Origin of the sequence: Bradyrhizobium sp. SZCCHNRI1009, assembly GCF_032487575.1 — a bacterium.
GTDB lineage: Bacteria > Pseudomonadota > Alphaproteobacteria > Rhizobiales > Xanthobacteraceae > Bradyrhizobium.
In genome coordinates, this window is sequence record NZ_JAUEUL010000018.1 from 101,017 (window position 1) to 121,258 (window position 20,242).

At 66.5% G+C, this 20,242-nt stretch carries 17 protein-coding genes; 12 read left to right on the top strand and 5 right to left on the bottom strand.

Features of this window, described 5'->3' with window-relative positions; genetic code table 11:
- The first annotated feature begins 236 nt into the window (after positions 1–236).
- Positions 237–401: a Flp family type IVb pilin gene (locus tag QX010_RS25350; protein ID WP_315716136.1), complete on the top strand. Its 165-nt coding sequence runs from the start codon at positions 237–239 to the stop codon at positions 399–401.
- Positions 402–593: 192 nt separating this feature from the next.
- Here the strand turns inward: QX010_RS25350 and QX010_RS25355 are convergent, their stop codons facing one another.
- From QX010_RS25355 to QX010_RS25365, 3 genes are all read right to left on the bottom strand, one after another.
- Complete coding sequence (locus tag QX010_RS25355; RefSeq protein WP_315804193.1) at positions 594–2,090, bottom strand: porin; 1,497 nt, start codon at positions 2,088–2,090, stop codon at positions 594–596.
- A 405-nt stretch (positions 2,091–2,495) separates the two neighbouring features.
- Entirely contained in the window at positions 2,496–3,497 is a 1,002-nt protein-coding gene (locus QX010_RS25360) for a LysR family transcriptional regulator (RefSeq protein ID WP_315804192.1), read from the bottom strand.
- 414 nt (positions 3,498–3,911) lie between these two features.
- Positions 3,912–4,886 (bottom strand): Ku protein, encoded by a 975-nt coding sequence (locus tag QX010_RS25365; protein ID WP_315804191.1) that lies wholly within the window; start codon positions 4,884–4,886, stop codon positions 3,912–3,914.
- A gap of 263 nt (positions 4,887–5,149) precedes the next feature.
- On the opposite strand from QX010_RS25365, the gene QX010_RS25370 reads away from it, so the two are divergent.
- From QX010_RS25370 to QX010_RS25420, 11 genes are all read left to right on the top strand, one after another.
- Complete coding sequence (locus QX010_RS25370) at positions 5,150–5,302, top strand: hypothetical protein (RefSeq protein WP_009027687.1); 153 nt, start codon at positions 5,150–5,152, stop codon at positions 5,300–5,302.
- A 272-nt stretch (positions 5,303–5,574) separates the two neighbouring features.
- A complete protein-coding gene (locus QX010_RS25375; RefSeq protein WP_006614547.1) occupies positions 5,575–6,249 on the top strand; it encodes a response regulator transcription factor in 675 nt (224 codons plus the stop codon).
- A 62-nt stretch (positions 6,250–6,311) separates the two neighbouring features.
- On the top strand, positions 6,312–7,688 hold the full coding sequence (locus QX010_RS25380; RefSeq protein ID WP_316182603.1) for a sensor histidine kinase: 1,377 nt from the start codon (positions 6,312–6,314) through the stop codon (positions 7,686–7,688).
- Positions 7,689–7,798: 110 nt separating this feature from the next.
- Positions 7,799–9,265, top strand: coding sequence for a hypothetical protein (locus QX010_RS25385; RefSeq protein ID WP_315804189.1), 1,467 nt, complete (start codon positions 7,799–7,801; stop codon positions 9,263–9,265).
- Positions 9,266–9,371: 106 nt separating this feature from the next.
- On the top strand, positions 9,372–9,641 hold the full coding sequence (locus QX010_RS25390; RefSeq protein ID WP_315804188.1) for a hypothetical protein: 270 nt from the start codon (positions 9,372–9,374) through the stop codon (positions 9,639–9,641).
- A 138-nt stretch (positions 9,642–9,779) separates the two neighbouring features.
- Complete coding sequence (ccmI, locus tag QX010_RS25395) at positions 9,780–10,880, top strand: c-type cytochrome biogenesis protein CcmI (RefSeq protein ID WP_316182605.1); 1,101 nt, start codon at positions 9,780–9,782, stop codon at positions 10,878–10,880.
- A 31-nt stretch (positions 10,881–10,911) separates the two neighbouring features.
- The gene (ccmE, locus tag QX010_RS25400; protein WP_316182607.1) at positions 10,912–11,466 is read left to right on the top strand and encodes a cytochrome c maturation protein CcmE; all 555 of its coding nucleotides are present in this window, start codon (positions 10,912–10,914) and stop codon (positions 11,464–11,466) included.
- Positions 11,463–13,442 carry a heme lyase CcmF/NrfE family subunit gene (locus QX010_RS25405; protein ID WP_316182608.1) on the top strand — a complete coding sequence of 660 codons (1,980 nt, stop codon included), beginning with the start codon at positions 11,463–11,465 and terminating at the stop codon, positions 13,440–13,442. The genes ccmE and QX010_RS25405 overlap by 4 nt, the downstream gene beginning before the upstream one ends.
- A gap of 5 nt (positions 13,443–13,447) precedes the next feature.
- Positions 13,448–13,936 carry a cytochrome c-type biogenesis protein gene (locus tag QX010_RS25410; protein ID WP_315804184.1) on the top strand — a complete coding sequence of 163 codons (489 nt, stop codon included), beginning with the start codon at positions 13,448–13,450 and terminating at the stop codon, positions 13,934–13,936.
- 328 nt (positions 13,937–14,264) lie between these two features.
- Complete coding sequence (locus QX010_RS25415) at positions 14,265–15,608, top strand: HAMP domain-containing methyl-accepting chemotaxis protein (RefSeq protein ID WP_316182609.1); 1,344 nt, start codon at positions 14,265–14,267, stop codon at positions 15,606–15,608.
- A gap of 409 nt (positions 15,609–16,017) precedes the next feature.
- Positions 16,018–18,021, top strand: coding sequence for a methyl-accepting chemotaxis protein (locus QX010_RS25420; protein ID WP_316182611.1), 2,004 nt, complete (start codon positions 16,018–16,020; stop codon positions 18,019–18,021).
- A 243-nt stretch (positions 18,022–18,264) separates the two neighbouring features.
- On the opposite strand, the gene QX010_RS25425 is transcribed toward QX010_RS25420, so the two are convergent.
- Both QX010_RS25425 and QX010_RS25430 read right to left on the bottom strand, forming a co-directional pair.
- Complete coding sequence (locus tag QX010_RS25425; RefSeq protein ID WP_316182612.1) at positions 18,265–19,338, bottom strand: hypothetical protein; 1,074 nt, start codon at positions 19,336–19,338, stop codon at positions 18,265–18,267.
- 470 nt (positions 19,339–19,808) lie between these two features.
- Positions 19,809–20,242: hypothetical protein (locus tag QX010_RS25430; protein WP_316182613.1), on the bottom strand; the 434-nt coding region annotated here is incomplete at its 5' end.

Here is a 20,242-nt window from a genome sequence, read left to right on the forward strand (position 1 = left end):
AGCAGAAAATAAAGCTCAATCAATCCAGATGTTTGCGGATCAGTCGGCGGCGCGGCTGCGTGCCGGATCAGAGAGCAAGGGCGGGGCCGGGGGCCGGCGCGGCGGGCCCGCCAGGTACCTGATCGGGTTAACTGATTGTTCAAGCGGATGACCGAGGGTTTTCGCTGGGGCGTCCGTCCCGGCCTGCGCGCGCCGTTCCGGCGCGATCCCATGATCGAGCCCGACCGGAGAGGTAGATGCGGCAGTTGATTGCGAGCTTCCTGAAGAATCAGGCTGGCGCGACCTCGATCGAATACGCCATCATTGCCGGTGGATTGAGCATCGTGATCCTGGCGGCCGTGAATGGCCTGGGCTCGGGGCTGAGCAGCAAGTTCACCGCGATCAACACCTCGATCAAGTAGCCGGCCGGTCACGCCGCCGGCGCGATCAGGTCAGCGCGCACCGTCCGACAAATCACAGGCGTCGTGACCCGCACGACGCCTGCCGCATTTCGCCCCATCCCTCGCGACGCGCCGCTCGTCTCCACGAACGAAGCTTCCGGCGGGGGCATCGCCGGAAGCTCGTCGAGCGGTCAGAGGTTCAACGGCCCAGCTTCAAAAGTTGCGCTGGGCGCGCAGCAGCATGCTCACCGTGTCCTGGTCCTTGAGCTGGTAGGTCGCGGCCGGCTTGGCCGTGCTCGTGACGGCCGGAGCAATGGCCGTGCCCGAGAATTTCTGATCGAGGTGGCTGTAGGTCACGTCGGCCGAGAAGGTCAGGCCCTTGACCGGCGTCCATCGGGTGATGAGGCCGATCTGACCGAGATTGAAGTCGGGATTGCAGGTCGAGCCCGCCGTGAGCATGCCAGTGGCGGCAATGCCGGCGCAGACGAGAGCCGAGCCCGTCTGACCATACTTCACCTGGGCATAGGCGCCATACAGCGCCGTATTCCAGCGCGGATCCCAATTGTGGGTGAAGGCGCCGCGCATGCCCCAGGTCTGCACGGTCGACAGGCCCGTGCCGGTGCCGAACACCGCGTCGCCGACGCCGGCGAAGCCGATGCTCTGATAGGCGCCGGCCACGCCCGTGCTGCCGTACATCGAATAGGTCGTGTTGGCGAGGCTCTGGAAGTTGTAGCGGCTCGCGCCGTCGGTGTAGACCGCCTGCAGGTTGACGACGTCGCCCGGACCGGTGGGGATGTTCTTGATGGACAGCGCCAGTTGCGCGGCCCAGCCCCATTTGTCGGAGGGGTGACCCGAGGTCTCGGCCGCACCGTAATAGGCGGCATGATTGTCATGCGCGGCGAACGATGCCTGGAAGAGGCCCCAGGCCTGGTCGACGCGAACCATGCCGATGATGTCGGGCGCGACAGTGCCGCCGAAGGCGCTCGAGCCGTAATTGCCACCGAGCACGCCAGCCGCGGTGATGCCGGAGGTGTTCCAGATGTTGGTGGTGAAGAACTGCGTCTGGTCTTCCAGCGAGATCGCGGCGGTGATGCCCTGGCCGAAATCGGCGGTGTAGGTGAACTGGTTGACGCCGTTGTTGGAGCCGCTGCCGCCGACCAGGCCGTCGAAATTGTTGCCGGGATAATTGGTCCAGGGCGCGTCGAAGGTCGACACCGCCTTGCCCATCGTGAAGCCGGCGAACTGGATGAAGGCGTAGTAGACGCCGACGATGCCGCCCGAGATGGCGTCGCCGGTGTAGGACGTCGCGCCGGCGCCGGTGCCGCCGTAGGAGCCCGAGGTCCAGTTCAGCACGGTTTCGAAGTAGGTGCGCACCACGCCATATTCGGTCGCGGTGCGTGTATCGATGTTCAGATCCTGGCGCGAGCGAGTCTGGTAGCGATTGCTCAGGCGGTTGTCGGCGCCGGCCTGCCCCGAATAGGCGCCACCATAGTTGCTGTTGGTCCACAGCGCGGTCTCGGCACGCAGATAGCCGCCGAGCTTGATGCAGGTGTCGGTGCCGGGAATGTAGTAGAAGCCCGTGCCGTAGAGCGAGCACACCTTCACATATTCGACGGCCTTGGCCTTCAGCGGAAGATCCGCGGCCTGAGCCGCAGCGGCGGACAGTATCACTGCTCCCGTTCCGAGAAGCAGGCCCCTCAACGTCTTCATTTCCGTTTCTCCGGTTGACGGCGATGCACACGGCCCCCCGCGTGTCGCCTCTGGCTTCGCCAGATTGCCGCTCTCACACCTCTGATTCCGACGACGGCTCGATCGGCGCGACCGGCGGAATGGTTGAATGAAGTGTGCATGAGCCAATTTCGATTTGATGAATGTGCTCTGCCTTGTTCGAAGCCCACTCGATCGTCGTTAACACGCTGCTCGCACGCACCAGCATCGACGCAGTGACGCCGCGGTTTTGGCCTCGCGGTGTCGATTTGTTAATGGTGATAATCGTGAATAGGCTAGATGGGAATCCCGAACAATCCCGGGCGCTCAGCGCAAACTGCGCACGTCATTGTGCTTCCGCGGCGCCGTCGGTGACGCGCGAAGATTCTCAGGGCCACACGTGAGATATCAACGGCGGTTCGGCTCGACGTGCATCGACGCTCGGTGTGACGTCGCTGCTACCAACCCGCGTGCATCGTAATCCGCCGCGCGCGACATTGCGTCCAGCGTGACGCCGCTGCGCCAGCGCTTGACGAAGTCGAGAAAGACCTGCAGCGGCATCGGCGGTTGCCGGCGGCTCGGATGGTACAGGAACAGTCCGGGCGTCGCGTAGCGCCAGCCGGGCAGCAGCCGCATCAGCCGTCCTTCGGCCAGATGCGACTCGATCATCGGCTCGACCAGATAAGCAACGCCGATGCCGTCGAGCGCGGCATTCAGCGCGAGATCGAAGTCGTTGACGATAAGAGAGCCGTCCACGGCAATCTCGGTGCGCTCGCCGCCCTTTTCGAAGATCCAGGGCTGCAGCGTATCGTCGGCAGGGACCCGATGCCGGATGCAGTTATGGGCCTGGAGATCCTCGGGAACGGCCGGCGCGGGATGCGCCGCGAGATAGCCGGGGGCGGCAACCGCAACGAAGCTGCACTCGTCGAACACGCGGATGACCTTCATGTCGCGCTCCACCCGGTGTCCGGATCTGATGCCGGCATCAAAGCGATTGCGCACGATGTCACTGTTGGTGTCGTCGACAGCCAGTTCGATATGGATGTCCGGGTATTCGGCCAGGAACGACCTGATCAGGGGCCCGAGCCCTCTCACGGCGAACACACGCGATACGGTCAGGCGCAGGGTGCCCATCGGCTTGTCGCGGAACGCGTTGATGCTCTCGATGGCCTGGTCGACCCGTTCGAGAATCGGCTGGATCTCCGCCAGCAGGCGCTCGCCGGCCTCGGTGAGGGCCACGCTGCGCGTCGTCCGGTTGAACAGCCTGACGTCCAGCCGCTCCTCGAGGCTCTTGATGGTCTGGCTGATGGTCGGCAAGGAGCAGCCGAGATGAGCGGCCGCCTTGGTGAAGCTCAACGAATCCGCGACGGCTGCGAAAGCGGAGAGCTCGGACAGCTGAACCCGTGCCATCGCTAGGCGTACTGCGCCCGGCGTTGGTCCGCATCGTGCTGAAACATCCACATCCCCTTGATACGCCGCGTCGTGCGGCTGGGACGACTTCGCCAGCGTCGTCCCGACCGATCAGGCACATCGATCTTCCGTCAGGAAGCTGAGGCCCGGATCACCATCCCGCGGGGCAGAGCTAGGCGCGACGTGATCATTCCGCAAGCATCCAAGTGATGTCGAAACGATCACGAATCCGCGCCTGATCGCCGGATCGCCATCGCCGGATCGACTTACCTGACCAACGCAGATATTTCCTGCGCCAATCGGAATGCGGTGGCGCCACACGCGGTGGCGAACCCGCGGCAACACTCGGAACTCGCCGCCGAGCGATCGTGATGCACAGGATCGGTACGCCGTGCGAAGGTTCGGAGGTCGCTCTCAACTCGCCTTGCGCGAGCGTGCGGTGGTCCGCGCGGTCTTGTCCGACTTCTTCGGCTCCTCGGCTTTCTTCGGCTCGTCCTTGGCCTTCTTGCCGCTGATCGGCAGCAGCATCTCGCGCTGGCCTTCGACGCGCTTCTTCGGCTTCTTGGCCTTGGCCTTCGGCGCGGGGGCGGCCGCGGCGGGCGCCTTGTCACCCTCGCCGGCAAGGCTGCGCTTCAGGGCGTCCATCAGGTTGATGACGTTGCCGCTCGACTTCGGCGCGGTCTTGGCGGCGATCGTCACGCCGCTGCGCTTCTTGTTGATGAGCTCGATCAGCGCGGCCTCGTAGTGATCCTCGAAGGTCTCCGGCTGGAAGTCGGCCGATTTCTTCTCGACGATGTGCTTGGCGAGATCCAGCATGTCGCCGGTGATCTTCACATCCTGGATGTCGTCGAAATACTCGTCCTCGCTGCGCACCTCGTAGGGGTAGCGCAGCAGCGTTCCCATCAGGCCCTTGCCGAGCGGCTCCAGCGCGATGATGTGCTCGCGGTTGGTCAGCACGACACGGCCGATCGCGACCTTGTCCATGCTGCGGATGGTCTCGCGAATGACCGCGAAGGCATCATGGCCGACCTTGCCGTCGGGCACGAGGTAATAGGGGCGGATCAGATAGCGGCTGTCGATGTCGGTGCGCGGCACGAACTCGTCGATCTCGATCGTGTGCGTCGATTCCAGCGCGATGTCGTCGAGCTCGTCCTTGGTGACCTCGATGTAGGTGTCGGTGTCGACCTTGTAGCCCTTGACGATGTCGTCGCTGGCGACCTCCTCGCCGGTCTCGGCATCGACCCTGCTGTATTTGATGCGGTGGCCGGTCTTGCGGTTGATCTGGTTGAAGGAGACCTTCTCGGACTCGGACGTCGCCGGATAGAGCGCGACCGGACAGGTCACGAGCGACAGGCGCAGAAAACCCTTCCAATTGGCGCGCGGGGCCATTCCTCAACTCCACTCAACTGCAAACTGACGGGCGTGCTCCCCCGGGACCGGGCTGCTGCGGACATAGTTGTCGGTAGCTGCCGCGAGGATAACACCGCAGGCCCCGGATTCAACAAGCGTAGCTGCAGATTCTGAGAGCGGCGTTAACTGGTCGCAGCCGTGTCCGTCCCGGAACATCATCTGGCGGTCGACGTTGCCAACGGGAGCAACTGAGGGAGCGCGATACCGCGCTCGATATCGAACAGCAGCGAGCTGAGGGCGCCATGGCAACAAGACGAGGGTCGCAGATCGTCGAAACTCCAACCGAAGCGCGGCAGGGCGAGCCCGGCCCGTCGGTCCTGGCGATGCTGGCCATCTCCACGGGGCTGGCACTGCTGGTCCTGGGCCTCGTGTGGTTCGTGTTCTTCCACACCTGAGAGGCACATCGCGAGGTCGGCCGGCTGCGTGACGCCGCGGCCGACGCCCTTCGCCTGGTCACGAAATCCAGCCCGGCCATTCCCATGGCCGGGCTTTTCATCGTGGTGTCCCGGAGCTTATATCCGCCCCAATTCTGTCGGCCGCCTGCCGGCGGTCCCGATCGAGATGACCAAAAAGTAACCTGGTCGCTCGGGTTCCGTTCATGCACGGTTCACGGCCTTCCGGTTCATCTTGAGGGCGGAAATCGTGCAGTTCAGCTTTGGAGGCAAGCGTGCGTCTGCTCGTTGTCGAGGACGATCCGGATCTCAACCGTCAGCTCACCACGGCCCTGAGCGACGCCGGCTACGTCGTGGACCGTGCGTTCGATGGGGAGGAAGGGCACTATCTGGGCGACAGCGAGCCCTATGACGCTGTCGTGCTGGATATCGGCCTGCCCAAGATGGACGGCATCTCGGTGCTGGAGGCGTGGCGGCGCAATGGCCGGGCGATGCCGGTCCTGATTCTCACCGCGCGCGACCGCTGGAGCGACAAGGTCCAGGGCTTCGACGCCGGCGCCGACGACTACGTTGCCAAGCCCTTCCACCTCGAAGAGGTGCTGGCGCGCATCCGCGCGTTGCTGCGCCGCTCGGCCGGCCACGCCCAGAGCGAGCTGACCTGCGGGCCGGTCACCCTGGACACCCGCACCGGCAAGGTCAGCGTGTCGGGCAACCCCGTCAAGATGACCTCACATGAATACCGCCTGCTGTCCTATCTGATGCATCATTCCGGCCGCGTCGTCTCGCGCAGCGAGCTGGTCGAGCATCTCTACGACCAGGACTTCGACCGCGACTCGAACACCATCGAGGTGTTCGTCGGCCGCATCAGGAAGAAGCTCGACTGCGACGTCATCCAGACCGTGCGCGGCCTCGGCTATCTGCTGACCCCGCCGCCGGCCGCAGGCGCCTGATCCGTTTCCGGAGCCAGCCATTCGCGGTGGCCGGGCGCCGGCCGTTTCGCTAGTTTGCGGTCATGCGCCAGAGCTCACTTGCCACCCGGTTGTTCCTGTCCGCGACCGCGTGGCTCGTGGTCATTCTCGCCATCACCGGCATCGTGCTGTCCTCGGTGTATCGCAACGCGACCGAGCGCGCCTTCGATCGCCGGCTCAATCTCTATCTGCGCACCCTGATCGCCGAGGTCGCCACCCCCGACGATCCGCCGGACCGCCAATTCCAGTCATTGGGCGAGCCATTGTTCGAGCTGCCGCTGTCCGGCTGGTACTGGCAGATCACCCGTACCGACGCCGAGAAGCCGGAGGTACGGGCCTCGCGCTCGCTGTGGGACAAGAAGCTGCCCAAGCTGGAGGAGCAGGGGATCGAGCTGACGGCGGCCGGGATCCGGATCGGCTATGTCGAGGGGCCGGAGAACCAGGACCTGCGCATGGTCGAGCGCCCGGTGGATCTCGGCTCCGACGGCAAGTTCCTGGTCGGCGTCGCAGGCGATGCCTCGGAGATCTTCGACGAGACCCGCAGTTTCGACTACTACCTCGGCGGCACCTTCACCGCGCTCGGGATCGTGCTGCTGCTCACGACCATCTTCCAGGTCCGCTATGGCCTCGCGCCGCTGAAACGCATCTCCGAATCGATCGCCGACATCCGGTCCGGGCGCGCCGAGCGGCTGGAAGGGGAGTTCCCGGTGGAGATCGCGCCGCTGGCCCGCGAGACCAATGCCCTGATCGATGCCAATCGCGAGATCGTCGAGCGGGCGCGCACGCATGTCGGCAATCTCGCCCATGCCATCAAGACGCCGCTCTCGGTCATCGTGAATGAAGCGGCGACCCATGCGGCGGACCCGTTCGCGGCCAAGGTGATGGAGCAGGCGGACGTCATGCGCGACCAGGTCGCCCACCACCTCGAGCGGGCGCGGATCGCCGCGCGCGTCACCATCGTGTCCACCGTGACGGAGGTGGCGCCGGCCATCGAGGCGCTGCGCCGCACCATGGAAAAGATCTACCGCGACCGCGGCATCGTGGTCGCGGCGACCGCCGATCCCGCGGCGAGGTTTCGCGGCGAGCGCCAGGATCTGGAGGAGATGGTCGGCAATTTGGTCGACAATGCCTGCAAATGGGCGACCTCGCGAGTCTCGGTCGAGCTCACCGTGGAGCCGCCGGCCCAGTCCGGGGCCTCGCCGATGCTGCGGATCGTGGTCGATGACGATGGCCGTGGCCTCTCGGCCGCCGAGCGTGCCCAGGTGCTGCGGCGCGGCCAGCGGCTGGACGAATCCAAGCCGGGGTCGGGGCTCGGGCTGTCGATCGTCACCGATCTGGCCGCGCTCTATGGCGGCCGCCTGACCCTGGGCGATGCCCCGACCGGGGGACTGCGGGCGGAGCTGAGATTGCCCGGCGTTTGACGGGGCGGCGAATTTCGCCATCCTAAAGGTGTTCTTAATACCGCGGACCGTATGGTCCGGGCAGGGGTGCGCGATGTGCGCTCTCGCCGTGGAAATTTGCACGCCGGCGCATGGGTCAGACAGCTCACGAGCGGTTAAGGGAATATCTCGGGCAGCTGCCGCCGAACGCGCAGTCGCTCCTGATGCGCGAATTCGAGCGCGCCATCGAGCGTGGCCAGGACGTCGCCGTGGCGACCCTGGTGCTCGAGCAGTTGCGCAAGGTGGTGCGGCCCGTCGCGCCGCCGGCTCCCGCTCCAACATTGGATCCCGTGCGTCCCCAACCCGCCATCGAGGTCGCTCGTCCGCCGGCCCGCGAGGAGCGCCGCCAGAGTGGCGATGGCCCGCGTCGGCTGTTCCGGCCGCTCGACCCGTTCCTCACCGATTCCACTGGTCCTCTCCGTCCCGGCCAGATCCGCCGTGCCTCGCTGTTGCCGGTCTGGCAGTGGCTCGGCCGCGAAGGCGCGCCGGAGCGCTACGCCGAATTCGAGGCCGCGATGTCGGTCGCCGGCGACAGTTCGCGCGAGGTCGAGATGGCCGCACGCAAGCTGCAGCGCGCCGCCGCCGAGGCGCTGATGAACCTCGTCGGCCCCAACGCGACCGGCGACCGCCAGCGCGCGCTCGCCCGCATCGGCGCACCCAGCGTGATCGAGGATCTGCTGCCGATCGGGCTGGTGCTGCAGAATCGCGAGGCGCTCGACGGCCTCAACGGCCGGCTGCCCGGCATCATCCGCGTGCTCGGCGATTCGCAGATTGCCTCCGTCACCGAAGCCATCAACGTGCCGTCACTGCAGACGCCCTCGATGCTGCCGTTCGCACTGTCGCTGGTGATGCAGCGGCTCGCCGCGCCCTGGCAGATCATCCGGCTCGCCACCAAGATCGCGGCATCGGACGATGAGATCCGCGTGGCGGCGACCCCGTTCGGCGTCGCCGTCACCATCGCGCTCAACGATCTCGCCGGCCTCGCCTCGGTGCTGCGCGCCGACATCCGGCGCGGTCATTTCTCCAATCTCGGCGATACGCTGAAGACGCTGCATGACGGCGTTCGCGGCCTGCGCACCGAGCTCGACCTGCGCTCGGAATCGAATTGGGGCAAGCAGCTCACCGCGATCCGCGCCGACATCTCCAATGCCCTGCAATCGGAGATCGACAGCGTGCCGGGCCGCGTCCGCCGCATCCTGCGCCAGCGCGCCGACAAGGACATTCCGGCCGGCGCCGGCGTCGACGGCGGCGAGGTCGAGGAGGTGGCGGCGCTGATCGAGTTCGTCGCGGTCTGCCGCAACTATGCCAGCGAGCTCGCGATCAACGAGGTGACGCTGCGGACCTATTCCGATCTGCAGCAATATGTCGAGAAGGCCACCGAAGCGTTGGTGCAGTCGCTGCGCTCGGGCGACGCGCGGGCGCGCGCCTATCGGCAGTCGCAGGTGTCGGCGGCGATCCGCTTCTGTCACGTCCTGTTCGGCAACGACTACGCCCAATTGATGAGCAGGGCGGCCGAGAACGCGATGAACGGCGAGCGAAAATCCTCGCGCGCCGGTTGAGATTTTCTGCTAGTCTGTCCACGTTTTGATTTTTGCAATTTCAGGTTGACCCCGCCCCGGGGCCACGCATAGGTTCCCGCAGGTTCCATCCGTTTTCATCAAGACCATGATTTCCGTCATCAACTTCGTCGAGGTCGAGAACCGCGTCGTGCGCGCGACCTATCGCAACCTCATGATCAAGGCCAAGGTCGTGCTCGTCGACAAGACGAGCGGGGCGCCACTCCCCGATCCCGTCACCACCATCGCCTCTCCGGTCCCGGTCGGGTCGCTGCGGATCAGGCTCACCGACCATGTCCGGCCGGGGACCTATTTCCTGGTGGCCCTGAACGGGCACGGCAGCTATCTCGCCAAGAGCGCCGAGTTCGAGGTCCCCTAATTACGTAATTGTCCTGAGTTTTTCGGCTCGGACGGCTGGGCTACCACGGCGGCAAATGTGAATTGCCGCCGGGAACGGTGCTGGTTAAAAGCGGCGCGAGGCGCGCCTGCCGGTAGGCGCTGACTGGAACCCTGTCCGATGACTCTCTGGTTCGTGTTCGCCGTGATGACGGCCGCGGCGATCTTCGCCGTCCTGCTGCCGCTCGGGTGGGGCGCGCGGGCCGCGTCGGACGGGCGCGAGGTCGCCGTCTACAAGGACCAGCTGGCGGAGATCGAGCGCGACGTCGAGACCGGGCTGATCGGCAAGGTCGAGGCGGAAGCCGCGCGGGTCGAGATCAGCCGCCGCCTGCTGGCCGCCGCGGACCAGGAGGGCGAGGCCGCGGGGAAGCCGAGCCTCGGTCTGCGCCGCGCGTCGGCGGTGCTGGCGCTGATCGGCGTGCCGATCGTGGCGCTCGCGGTCTACCTCCCGCTCGGCTCGCCGCAACTGCCGGATTTCCCGCTCACCGCCCGCGCGGCGCCCAACGGGACGCAGCCGCTGGAAACGCTGGTGGCGCAGGTCGAGCAGCACCTGCAGAAGAACCCGACCGACGGCCGCGGCTGGACCGTGCTCGCCCCGGTGCTGGCGCGGCTCGGCCGCACCGATGACGCGATTCGGGCCTATCGCAACATGATCACCTATGCCGGCGACGGCGCGGCCAAGCGCGCCGATCTCGGCGAGATGATCACGGCGGCCGCCGGCGGTGTCGTCACCGCCGAGGCCAAGGCGGAGTTCGAGCGCGCCCATGCGCTCGAGGCCGACGAGCCGAAGTCGAACTACTATCTCGGCCTCTCTGCCGAGCAGGACGGCCGCAAGGACGAGGCGAGCGCGATCTGGCGGGCGATGCTGGGCAAGGCGCCCGCGGATGCGCCATGGCGGCCGCTGGTGACGGCGGCGCTGGCCCGCGTCGGCGGCGGCGAGGTGCCGGCGCTGCCGAGCGAGACGATCGCCGCGGCCAAGGACATGAGCGCAGGCGATCGCGAGACGATGATCCGCGGCATGGTCGACCGGCTGGCGGCGCGGCTGAAGCAGAATGGCGACGACGTCGAGGGCTGGCTGCGCCTGGTGCGCGCCTATGTCGTGATGGGCGATCTCGACAAGGCCAAGGGGGCGCTGTCGGAGGCGCGGCAGGCGGTGTCCGGCGATGCCGAGCGGTTGCGGCAGCTCAACGAGGGTGTGAAGACTTTCGGCTTGGATGGATGAGCGGCGCTTCCGCCGCCAACGGGATCAAGGGATGACACGCAAGCAGAGGCGTTTGACGATCATCGGCGGGGCGCTGTTCGTGCTCGCGGTCGCGGCCGGGCTGGTGCTGAATGCGCTGCGCGACTCCATCGTGTTCTTCTCGACACCGACCATGGTGGCGGAAAAGCATATCGGCCCGGGCAAGCGCTTCCGGCTCGGCGGCCTGGTGCAGCCGGGCTCGCTGAAGAAGGGCGACGATCTCGCCGTGACGTTCGAAGTGGCCGATGGCGGCGCCAAGCTGCCGGTCGCCTACAAGGGCATTCTGCCGGATCTGTTCCGCGAAGGGCAGGGCGTCGTCGCCGAGGGCGCGCTCGATGCCGCCGGCGTGTTCAAGGCCGACACCGTGCTCGCCAAGCATGACGAGACCTACATGCCGAAGGAAGTCGCCGATGCCCTGAAGAAGCAGGGCCATTGGAAGGACGATTACGGCAAGCCCGGCGCGGCGGCCAAGCCAGCCGGCGCAGCCACGCCAGCCGGCGCAGCCACGCCAAGCCCGGTGTCGATGCGCGAAGGCGCCGAGAAGACGGCGGCAGGAGCGACGCAGTGATTGCAGAGAGCGGACATTACGCCCTGGTGCTGGCGCTCGCGCTGGCGCTGATCCAGTCCACCGTGCCGATGCTCGGCGCGCATCAACGTGACATCGCCCTGATGAATGTCGGCCGCTCGGCCGCGCTGGCGCAATTGCTGTTCGCCGGTCTCTCCTTCATCGCGCTGGTCACCCTGCACGTGACCTCGGATTTCTCCGTCGCCAACGTGTTCGAGAACTCGCACTCGATGAAGCCGCTGCTCTACAAGATCACCGGCGTCTGGGGCAACCACGAAGGCTCGATGCTCTTGTGGGTGTCGATCCTGGCCCTGTTCGGCGCCATGGTCGCGATGTTCGGCAACAACCTGCCGCTGTCCTTGCGCGCCCGCGTGCTCGCGGTGCAGGCCTGGGTGGCGACCGCGTTCTATCTGTTCATCCTGACCACATCGAATCCGTTCGCCCGCCTCGCCAACCCGCCGATCGAGGGCCGCGACCTCAATCCCGTCTTGCAGGACATCGGCCTCGCGGTGCACCCGCCGATGCTCTATCTCGGCTATGTCGGCTTCTCGATCTCGTTCTCGTTCGCGATCGCGGCCCTGCTCGAAGGCCGCATCGATGCCGCCTGGGCGCGCTGGGTGCGGCCGTGGACCCTGATGGCCTGGATCTTCCTGACGCTCGGCATCGCCATGGGCTCGTACTGGGCCTATTACGAGCTCGGCTGGGGCGGCTGGTGGTTCTGGGACCCGGTCGAGAACGCCTCGCTGATGCCCTGGCTCGCGGGCACCGCGCTGCTGCATTCCGCCGTCGTCATGGAGAAGCGCAACGCGCTCAAGGTCTGGACCATCCTGCTGTCGATCCTGACCTTCTCGCTGTCTCTGCTCGGCACCTTCCTGGTCCGCTCCGGCGTCATCACCTCGGTCCATGCCTTCGCCAGCGATCCGACCCGCGGCGTGTTCATCCTCGGCATCCTCGTGCTGTTCATCGGCGGCAGCCTCACGCTGTTCGCCGGCCGCGCCACCGCGCTGAAGCAGGGCGGGCTGTTCGCGCCGATCTCGCGCGAGGGCGCGCTGGTCTTGAACAACCTGCTGCTCACCGTGTCCTGCGCCACCGTGCTGTTCGGCACGCTGTACCCGGTGATCATGGAGGCGCTCGACTTCAAGCTCTCGGTCGGCGCGCCGTTCTACAACATCACCTTCGGCCCCTTGTTCGCGCTGCTCTTGCTGATGGTGCCGTTCGGCCCGATGCTGGCGTGGAAGCGCGGCGACCTCGTCGCGGCGACGCAGCGGCTGCTCGCGGCCGGCGTCACGGCGCTGGTGGCGATCGCGATCGTCTGGGCCTGGGCGCGCGGTGGCAGCGCGCTGGCGCCTGTTGGCATCGGCCTCGGCGTGTTCGTCATCACCGGCTCGGTCGTCGATCTGGTCGAGCGCACCGGCGTGGCCCGCGTGCCGTTCAAGACCGCGCTGCACCGGACCCGCGGTCTGCCGCGCTCGGTGTGGGGCACCGCCTTCGCCCATGCCGGCCTCGGCGTGGCGCTGCTCGGCATCGTCTGCGAGACCACCTGGAACAGCGAGCTGATCTCGACCTTGCGTCCGGGCGATGTCCGCAATCTCGCCGGCTACCAGATCAAGTTCGACGGCATGACCCAGCGCCAGGGCCCGAACTTCAGCGAGGTCGTCAGCACCTTCGTCATCAGCCAGGACGGCCGGCAGCTCGCGGTGATGACGCCGAGCAAGCGCAGCTTCGCCACGCGCGGCATGTCGACGACGGAAGCCGCGCTGATGACCCGCGGCGTCAGCCAGCTCTACGTCTCGCTCGGCGATGCCACCGCCGACGGCGGGCTGGCCGTGCGCATCTATCACAAGCCGCTGGTGCTCTTGATCTGGTTCGGTCCGGTGCTGATGGCGTTCGGCGGACTGCTGTCGCTGTCCGACCGGCGCCTGCGCGTCGGCGCGCCGCGCCCGGCACGTGCCGCGCGCGCGCTGCAGCCGGCGGAGTAGGGCGGATGCGACGCAGTCTCAGCCTCCTCGCGCTCGCGCTGCTGCTGTTGAGCTCGCCGGTGGCGCATGCCGTGCAGCCCGACGAGGTCATGGCCGACACGGCCAAGGAGCAGCGCGCCCGCGCGCTGTCGCGCGAGCTGCGCTGCATGGTCTGCCAGAACCAGTCGATCGACGATTCCGACGCGCCGCTGGCGCGCGACCTGCGCCTCTTGGTGCGCGAGCGGCTCGCCGCCGGTGACAGTGACAATCAGGTGCTGGATTTCCTGGTCGCGCGCTACGGCCAGTTCGTGCTGCTGAAGCCGCGCTTCGAGCGCCAGACTTTGCTGCTGTGGCTGCTGCCGCCGGTGCTGCTGCTCGGCGGCGGCCTGGCGCTGTGGTGGCAGGTGCGCCGTCGCGGGCAGCGCGGCCCGGAGGCCACGCCGAAGCTGACCGCGGAGGAGGAGGCGCGCCTCGCCGCGCTGATGGCCGCCGAGCAGCCGCCGCCGGCGACATGATGATCCGCTAACGCCACGATCCCCTGCCAGTTAGTTACTCCGTCATGTCCGGGCTTGACCCGGGCATCCATGTGGATCCCAAAGTGCCGGACGACGTGGATGGCCGGGTCAAGCCCGGCCATGACGACGGAGAGAGGCGGGCTGAAAGCGCGTGGTGCGAAGGCCGGCTGTCGCGAGTAAGAAGCGAGCGCAGCAAATGGGAACGCGCCGTGGATCCGCAAAACCCCGTGCTTTCCCGTGCTCCGCGCCTACCCGCGCTTTCAGCTTATTTTACCTTTGTCTGGAAGGGTGCGCAGCACATTCCGTCTGACGCGTCCGGGCAAGGTCCATGTTCTCCAACAGTCATCTGACGATCCGCTTCCTCGTGGGAGGCGTCGTCGCCTCTCTCCTCATGCTCCTGGCGATCGGCGGCGGCACCGGCTTCATCGCGGTGCTCTATCTCAACAACCAGATCACCAGCCTGTCGTCGGACTTCGCCCATCTCAGCGGTCCCGCCCGTGACCATGCGATGCTGACCTATCAGCAGGCGCAGTCGGCGTTCTCCTACTTCCTGATGGCCTGCGCGGCCATCGCGGTGTTCGCCAGCGCCGTCTGCCTGATGACCTATGCCGCCGTGCAGAACGGCATCCTGCGCCCGCTCGCCGCGATGGTCTCGGCCATGCGCGACGTCGCCGGCCAGAAATACGACACGCCCATTCCCGGCCTCGGCCTCGGCAACGAGATCGGCCAGCTCGCCGGCGCGCTCGAGGTGTTCAAGACCAACGGCATCGAGCGCCAGCGCCTCACCGCGCGCGAGCTGCAGGAGGCGCAGCGCCAGGGCGAGCGCTCGCGCTTTCTCGACGGCCGCATCCATTCCTTCAACGACCTCGTCGCATCCGTCGTCGGCAGCGTGGCATCGTCGGCCATCCGGCTGAAGAGCAATGCCGAGACCCTGTCGCGCGCCGCCAACGACACCTCGGCCAAGGCCAATGCGGTCGAGGCCGCCGCCAACCACGCCAATCGCAGCGTCCAGACCGTGGCCGGCTCGACCGAGGAGATGACGAGCTCGATCGGCACCATCAGCCGCCGCGTCTCCGACGCGACCCAGCGCGCCGAGGGCGCGGCCTCGCAGGCCGAGAAGAGCAAGAACACCATCCATTCGCTGTCGGACGCCGCCGAGAAGATCGGCGCCGTGGTCCAGCTCGTGCAGGCGATCGCCTCGCAGACCAACCTGTTGGCGCTGAACGCCACCATCGAGGCCGCCCGCGCCGGCGAGGCCGGCCGGGGCTTCTCGGTGGTGGCGTCGGAGGTGAAGAACCTCGCCAACCAGACCAGCAAGGCGACCGACGAGATCTCCGCCCACGTCGCCAGCATCCAGGGCATCACCGCCGAGACCCGCGGCGCCATCGACGGCATCTCGACCACATTGAGCGAGATCAGCGCCATCATGTCCGGCATCGAGGTCGACACCTCGCAGCAGCGCACCGCCACCCAGGACATCTCCAGGAGCGTCCAGGAAGCCGCCCGCGGCACCCTCGACGTCTCCAACCACATCGCCCAGATCAGTTCGACCTCGGCCGAAACCGGCCGCCTCGCCTCGGAGGCCCGCGACGCCGCCGGCGACCTGTCGCAGCAGGCCGAGACGCTGAAGCGCGAGGTCGATGCGTTCATCATCAGCGTGAAGGCGAGCTGAGGGCAGGCGCACCGCCGGGGGCGCCAGTTGTATTTCTCCGCTGTCATGGCGTGCGTTGTGAGCCCACCTCTCTCCCCTGTCATGGCCGGGCTTGTCCCGGCCATCCACGCCGGTCCGTCTGCGCAAGGGATGGATGCGCGGGTCAAGCCCGCGCATGACGACCGAGTGAGTTGAGCGCACCTGCGTCCGCCGCGAGCTGAGTGCACCGGACGGCACGCATCCGGACTGCGTAGCTCGGCGACAAACGATGCCCCGTCCCCGCGGCTCCGTCTAACCCGCTATTAGTAAATACCGCCCATCGTGCATACAGCACAGCTGTGAGTCGCCAGCCAGGCGGCCGCTGCTGCGGGGCAGGCGCGTGGCGACGTCGGTTCGCCCGCCTGCCGCTCTTGGGGGAGCGGACGAGGACATGATGAGCTTGAAGATCAGGGGGCGTCTCTACGCCGGCTTTGCGGCGCTCATCGTCGCCGGCGCCGTGATGGCGGCCGTGGCGGTGTGGAATCTGTGGGCGGTGCGCGACCAGGTCGCGAGCATGTCGGCGCTGTCGGACGCGACCGCGCGCATCCTGCAGGTCTCCAACCATTTGCAGGCGATCCAGCGCACCAATCTGCGCTACATCCACGACGCCAACGAGCCGGCGCTCAAGGAGGCCGCCGAGCGCGAGGCGGCGGCGACCGCGCTGCTGCAGGCGGCCACCGCCGGCCCGCTGTCCGCGGAGCAGCGCAAGCTCTACGGCGATCTCACCAGCGAGATCGCGCAGATGAAGACCCAGCGCGATGCACTCAGCGAGGCCGTCAAGCAGGTGAAGTCCGGCCGCGCCGCGCTGCTGCCGGGCGGCGAGGACCTCGCCGCCAAGGCCGCCAAGCTGTCGATCGCGGCACGCATCTCCAAGGAGCCGGAGGTGATGACCGCGGTCGCCGACATCGACGCCCGCCTGCAGCTCGTCCGCATCGCGACCTGGCGCTTCCTGGCGCTGCGCGACACCAAGTCGGCGTCCGCCTTCCGCGCCGGCGTCGACAATGTCGAGCAGCGGCTTGCCACCTTGGAGGGCGCGTCGCCGCCGGCGGGCGTGCTGGCTGCGATCGCGCCGGTGAAGGCTTCGCTGGCGCTCAACAAGACCGCGTTCGAGGCCACCGCCGCCGCGGCGCTGAAGTCCGAGGACATCTACGCCACCGCGATCGAGCCGCTGATCGCCAGGAGCATCGACACGCTCAAGGCCGCCGAAACGGGCGTGAATGCCGACTATCACGGGTCTCGCGCGCGCGCCGAGGGCGCCATCGCCAGCACGATCTCGCTGCAGATGCTGGTCGGCGCCGCCGCCATCCTGTTCGGCTGCCTCGTCGCTGTCCTGATCGCGCGCAGCATCGTCGGCCCGCTGGGGTCGATGACGCGGGCGATGGGACGGCTCGCGAGCGGCGACGTCGCCGTCGAGATCCCCGGCCGCGGCGCCCGCGACGAGATCGGCGCCATGGCGACGGCGATCCAGGTGTTCAAGGACAACATGGCCGAGACCGAGCGTCTGCGCGCCGAGCATGCCGACGCCGAAGCGCGGCAGGAGCAGCAGCGCCGGGACGACATGGCGAAGCTCGCCCGCCAGTTCGAGCAGGCCGTCGGCGAGATCGTCGATGCGGTGTCGCACGCCTCGAGCGAGCTCGAAGCCTCCGCCGGGACGCTGACCAGCACGGCCGCGCGCGGCCAGGATCTGTCGACGGAGGTTGCCGCCGCCTCGCAGGAAGCGTCGTCCAACGTGCAGACGGTGGCCTCCGCCGCCGAGGAGCTGTCGTCCTCGGTCAGCGAGATCTCCCGCCAGGTGCAGGAATCCGCGCGCATCGCCAGCGAAGCCGTGGCGCAGGCCAACCGCACCAATGAGCGCGTCGGCACCCTGTCGAAGGCCGCCACCCGCATCGGCGACGTGCTCGAGCTGATCAGTAGCATCGCCGGCCAGACCAACCTGCTGGCGCTCAACGCCACCATCGAGGCGGCGCGCGCCGGCGAGGCCGGCCGCGGCTTCGCGGTGGTCGCCGCCGAGGTCAAGGCGCTGGCCGAGCAGACCGCGAAGGCCACCGGCGAGATCGCCCAGCAGGTCTCCGGCATCCAGGCCGCCACCGAAGAGTCGGTCGGCTCGATCAAGGAGATCGGCAACACCATCGGCCGCCTGTCGGAAATCTCGGCCGCTGTCTCCGCCGCCGTGGAGGAGCAGGGCGCCGCGACGCAAGAGATCTCCCGCAACGTCCAGCACGCCGCCAACGGCACCCAGCGCGTCTCGCGGAATATCGACGACGTGCAGCGCGGGGCGTCGGAGACGGGCTCTGCGTCGTCGCAGGTGCTGGCGGCAGCGAGGTCGCTGTCGGCGGAGAGCGGACGGCTGAAGCGGGAGGTGAGCCGGTTCCTAGGGTCGCTGCAGGCGGCGTGATGGGAGCACGGTGTGTAGCTCCGGCGTCGGACGAGTAGGGCGGATTAGCGCAGCGTAGTCCGCCCTGCGCCAAGCCGAAGTATCTTGAGGCTCCCTAGGGAAGTAACGCGCAGAAGCTTGGGGCGTTGAAAAACAAAGGCAAATCAGCTTCACCGCAGTGCGATTGCCACCACGAACTGCTACCACCGAGCAACCTTTTCCAAGTGGCATCGGCTGGTGAGCGAATCGCTGCTTGTATTCGTTTCAATCCCCCTTCTCGCCACCCTTCTTCTGAGGTGCAAGTAGCACGATGGCATCCCAGATGCTCTTCCCCTTCAGTGCGGCTGCCGTGACCGAAAATGAGACCAACGGCGGGACACCGACGTAATAGCTGAGGGTACCCGCGATAACACCGGCGAGCCCAAGCTCGGCTATCACTCTCCCCGCCGCAGTTCCGTTGTCATCCAGCCAGCCAACGAAACCTTCGGTTATCGAACGGGCAGCTCGCACCGCCCGTCTCAACAGATTAGTCTGTTCCACCGGGTCCGCCATCTTGGCGGACGCGTGAACGGCTACAGCGAGTTCTTCAAATCCGCTTTGAAGTCGCTGGAGAACGGCCCGCACCTCTTCGTACCCCGCGAGCGCAGTGGGCTCGTTTGGGATTTTTGTTGCGAGCTGGTTCAATTCCGTCTCAATGGAACGAGCGGCAAAACGTGCGATATCCTCAAACGTCCGGGGATCGCTCTTGATGCGTGAAACCACCGCTTCAATCGCGGGGTCGGGAATAAATTCAGCGGTGGCTGTTATGCTGACCTGCCCGCCTATGCTCCCCGCCTGTCCAACGGCCTGAACGCCTAGCAATCCTGGTTGGCTCGGCTGCGCGTCGGTACGCTCTACAGAGGCCTGTTTGGGTGTGCTTTCGCCTGTATCAGTTAGTGCCGCCAGCGCCCGATTAACTGTTCCGAGTTCATGCTCCCACGCGTCGTCAGAGATGGTTGCCCAACGAAGTTCAATCTGATCTGAGGAATGCTGTCCGGAAAGCCGATGCTCATACCAACGGGTCCAGACTTCCCAGCCTTCATTCTCGGCGATGAGCCGCTGCTTCAATTCCTCCCAAAGCTCCTGTAGCCAGTCCGGTAGCTCACCCGGCCACAATTTTGAGTTTGCGAGCGTCACCGCGCTGAACCTTTGATCCAATAAGGCTGCGTCGGTCAGGATAGCCTGAAGGATCTGCTCAAAGGCCAATCGTCCTTGCGAACCCGCGGAATCCAGAGCGTACTCAAGAGCTGTTGCCGCCCGAGCAGGCGCCTCATCGCTTGGCGCAACGATAGCGGCCAAGGTATACGCCGCGGCGCGCTCCGGCGGCGGCGACTGAACATTTCCGAGCCCCCCAAGGGCTCTGCGGGCCGTGTCCCTCAGTGTGTCATGGCTGCCAGGGAACGCCGACACGCTCCACGCGGTGCTCACGGCTCGAAAGACGCGTAAGAGAATTCTGCGCCTCGCCACTCGACTGCCCGTAGAAACGGGCGCGAGAGAGAATGTAGGCAGTACTCTAAGCGCCGCGCGGCCAACCAACACAATGGCTGCCTCAGCAGGGCGCGTCCTTAACCACGCCTCGCGTTTTTCGGCAGTGTCGAGCGCGGAATCGGGCTCGGAAGCTCCAACTGCGAAGGGGACTTCGATGCCCGAAGGCGGCACCTCTAGCGGCCCTGGGATTTTCACCTCCAATGGGCCTGGTACCTGTTCGCGATCATCCTTAGGAGCCATGACGTAACTCTTGCCGGAGTTCTTTAAACCAAGAAGTCCTGTTACGGGGCGGGCACACCGGTCCCGAGCATCGTGTTCAGTATGTTGAGCGCTCCAGCGGCGACCAACGAACCTGCTGCACCACTTAGACAGTTACGCAGGTCCGTGAGCAGTCCTCTTAGAAGGCTATGATCGGGCCGCGGACTCGCGAGTGCCTTCTCTAATTTGTCCAGGCGATCATCCAAGCTCGGACCGTCAGCGCCCGCCGCAACCAGTTCATGGCGGTGCGTGCGCAATTGAGGAAGGATTGAAGCTATCTGCTCGGTGTTGAGACCGCTTACCGTGATATCGCCGGATACGTTCCCATGTCCCAAATTGCCAACAAGAGAGCTAATGTGCCCGATGTTAATCGTGGTCGCAGCGGTCGTGTCCCCGGGCGTGGTGTAACTCGGTAGAGCAAAGCCGTCCGCCCGCGCGCTCCCCATAGCGCCGTAGC

Bases quoted from the DNA above. Each gene is read 5' to 3' on its own strand.
- QX010_RS25360 (WP_315804192.1), bottom strand. From the start codon at position 3,497: ATGGCACGGGTTCAGCTGTCCGAGCTCTCCGCTTTCGCAGCCGTCGCG.
- QX010_RS25370 (WP_009027687.1), top strand. From the start codon at position 5,150: ATGGCAACAAGACGAGGGTCGCAGATCGTCGAAACTCCAACCGAAGCG.
- QX010_RS25350 (WP_315716136.1), top strand. From the start codon at position 237: ATGCGGCAGTTGATTGCGAGCTTCCTGAAGAATCAGGCTGGCGCGACC.
- QX010_RS25410 (WP_315804184.1), top strand. From the start codon at position 13,448: ATGCGACGCAGTCTCAGCCTCCTCGCGCTCGCGCTGCTGCTGTTGAGC.
- QX010_RS25415 (WP_316182609.1), top strand. From the start codon at position 14,265: ATGTTCTCCAACAGTCATCTGACGATCCGCTTCCTCGTGGGAGGCGTC.
- QX010_RS25365 (WP_315804191.1), bottom strand. From the start codon at position 4,886: ATGGCCCCGCGCGCCAATTGGAAGGGTTTTCTGCGCCTGTCGCTCGTG.
- QX010_RS25385 (WP_315804189.1), top strand. From the start codon at position 7,799: ATGGGTCAGACAGCTCACGAGCGGTTAAGGGAATATCTCGGGCAGCTG.
- QX010_RS25355 (WP_315804193.1), bottom strand. From the start codon at position 2,090: ATGAAGACGTTGAGGGGCCTGCTTCTCGGAACGGGAGCAGTGATACTG.
- QX010_RS25420 (WP_316182611.1), top strand. From the start codon at position 16,018: ATGATGAGCTTGAAGATCAGGGGGCGTCTCTACGCCGGCTTTGCGGCG.
- ccmE (WP_316182607.1), top strand. From the start codon at position 10,912: ATGACACGCAAGCAGAGGCGTTTGACGATCATCGGCGGGGCGCTGTTC.
- ccmI (WP_316182605.1), top strand. From the start codon at position 9,780: ATGACTCTCTGGTTCGTGTTCGCCGTGATGACGGCCGCGGCGATCTTC.
- QX010_RS25380 (WP_316182603.1), top strand. From the start codon at position 6,312: ATGCGCCAGAGCTCACTTGCCACCCGGTTGTTCCTGTCCGCGACCGCG.
- QX010_RS25390 (WP_315804188.1), top strand. From the start codon at position 9,372: ATGATTTCCGTCATCAACTTCGTCGAGGTCGAGAACCGCGTCGTGCGC.